At 73.2% G+C, this 2,155-nt stretch carries 2 protein-coding genes; one reads left to right on the top strand and one right to left on the bottom strand.

From position 1 onward, the window contains the following. A partial coding sequence (locus G3I19_RS36220) for a UbiA family prenyltransferase (protein WP_164267907.1) occupies positions 1-321 on the bottom strand: 321 nt, incomplete at its 3' end. A 415-nt stretch (positions 322-736) separates the two neighbouring features. Between G3I19_RS36220 and G3I19_RS36215 the strand changes: the two genes are divergently transcribed. Continuing rightward, on the top strand, positions 737-2,155 hold a 1,419-nt coding region (locus tag G3I19_RS36215), incomplete at its 3' end, for an AAA family ATPase (protein ID WP_343235313.1).

The following is a 2,155-nucleotide window of genomic DNA, read 5'->3' as shown; positions in this document are numbered from 1 at the left end:
GGCGGCCAGCGCCAGACCCGCAGCGGTGAGTCCGGCGGCCACGGCCAGCGCGGTGCGCCGCTCGACGGCCCCGGAGGGAACCGGCCGGCCGGGGCGCTCGACGCCGTCGACAGCGGCGTCGGCGTAGTCGTTGAGGGACATGCCCGCCCAGTACAGGCAGACGGAGGACGCGGCGGCTCCGAGCGTACGGATGTCCATGGGCCGCCCGGCGGCAGCGGCTCCGCTCAGGACGTCCCCGGGTACGGACAGGGCGGCGGGGGCGCGCACGAGCCGGACTAGCGGGCGCCACGCGAAAAGGCCGGAGTGATCTCTCCTGAATATTTTCACGAACGGAAATATAGGCACAGCCGCACGGGCCGGCCCAGCCCTTCCGCGCTATTCACGAAATACCGTCAAGGAGTGTGCGAGCCGCTGCCACATCCCGCGCGTCCGGGTGGGGTGAGCATTCCCGAAAGGACGCATCCGCACTGAACCCGGCCTGGCAGAAGACGTGTTCCGGCGCCCCACCACATGTCCCGTTCCACAGGGCATCGGTCACGGAGTCGCGTTCACGGTGTCGCGGTCACGGAATCGCGTTCCCAAGAATTACGTACCTGATGCCCGTCACCGTGAACAGGGTCCCTCATTCGCCTTTCCGGGAATTCGCGACTTTCGGCAGCCACAGAAAATGGTCATTCTTTTCCCGGTGTTCCCGATCGGCGGAACACCGAGTGCCTGAGCAAAGGAAGTGGATTCCGTGGTCCATGCACTGCGAGGCCGGGACACCCTGCGCGGGCAACTGGTGCGAGCGCTCACGGAGGCGGCCGGGGGACGGGGCCGGGTCGTCCTGGTCGAGGGCGGCCCCGGAAGCGGACGCAGCCGGATGCTCGCGGAGACCGAACTGCTCGCTTCCGTCCGCGGGTTCACCGTCTGCCGGGCCGCAGCCGACCACCTCGGCCACCCCGGTTTCCTCGCCCCGCTCCGGCTGCTGCCCGGCCCACAGGGATCCGAGGACGACAGCGCGCTCGCCCGGCTGCTCCGCCACATCGCGGAACGGCCGCCCACGGCACCGCTGCTGGTCGCGCTGGACGACGTGCAGTGGGCGAGCCCGCAGGCACTGGAGGCCCTGCGCGACCTGTCCGCGCTGCTGACCACCTGCTCCCTTCCGGTGCTCGTGATACTGACGCGTGCGCCGGGCGGCGGACCGGCGCCGGCCGGAGAGGACACGGACACTTCCGGCGTCAGCCGTCTCCTCGCCGCCCTCACCGCGGACGCCGCGCTCCGGATGGAACTGGGGCCGCTCCCCGCGGACGCGGTGGCCGAACTGGCCACGGACGTGCTGGGCGCACCGCCCGACGAACGGCTCACCGCCCTGTGCGCCGTCGCGGACGGACTGCCCGGACGCGTCGTGGAACTCGCCGGGACCGCAGCGGAGTTCACCGTGCCGGCCGCGGGTGCGCCGACGGCGACGCTGCCGCCGGGTCCGCTGCCCGACCGGCTGCGGGAGGCACTGCTGCGGCCCCTGCGCGGACTGTCCCCGGAGGCAGGCACGCTGCTGGACGTGACGGCGGTACTGGGCCGCTCCGTCACGCCGGTCGACCTCGCGCTGGCGCTGGAGCGGACGGCGCGTGACCTGATGACGCCGGTACAGGAGTGCGTCGCAGCGGGCGTGCTGGTGTCCACGGAACACCGGCTGGTGTTCCGCCATGCGGCGCTGCGGCGGGCCGTGGCAGAGGCAGTGCCCCCGCCGGTGCGTACCGCGCTCCGCCGGGAACTGGGCGAACGCCTCGCCGCCACTGGCGACTTCACCGGCGCGGCCGGACATCTGGCGGCAGCCGCGGCCGGGGGTGAGAGCGGTGCACTCTGCGAGCTGGAGCGCACCGCGAGGCGGCTCGCCCTGCAGCACCCGGCCACGGTGATAGATCTGGTGGCCCCGGCGGCAGAGCGGCAGCCCGCGGGCCCGGAGCGCGCCGGACTGCTCGTTCCCGTGGTGAGCTCCCTCGTCGCCACCGGACGTGCGGGCCGAGCCGCCGCGCTGGCGCGAACCGCACTGGACAGCGGTGTCCGCCCCGGGACCGCCGCCGAACTCCTCGCCCACCTCGCCGAGATCGAACTGATCACCGGCGCGCCCCGGCCGGCCTGCGACCGCGCGGACACGGTGCTCGCCGACCCGACC

This window comes from Streptomyces sp. SID10853, from assembly GCF_010548145.1.
GTDB lineage: Bacteria > Actinomycetota > Actinomycetes > Streptomycetales > Streptomycetaceae > Streptomyces.
Note: the sequence above shows the minus strand (reverse complement) of the source record. Positions and strands in the feature narration are given on the sequence as shown.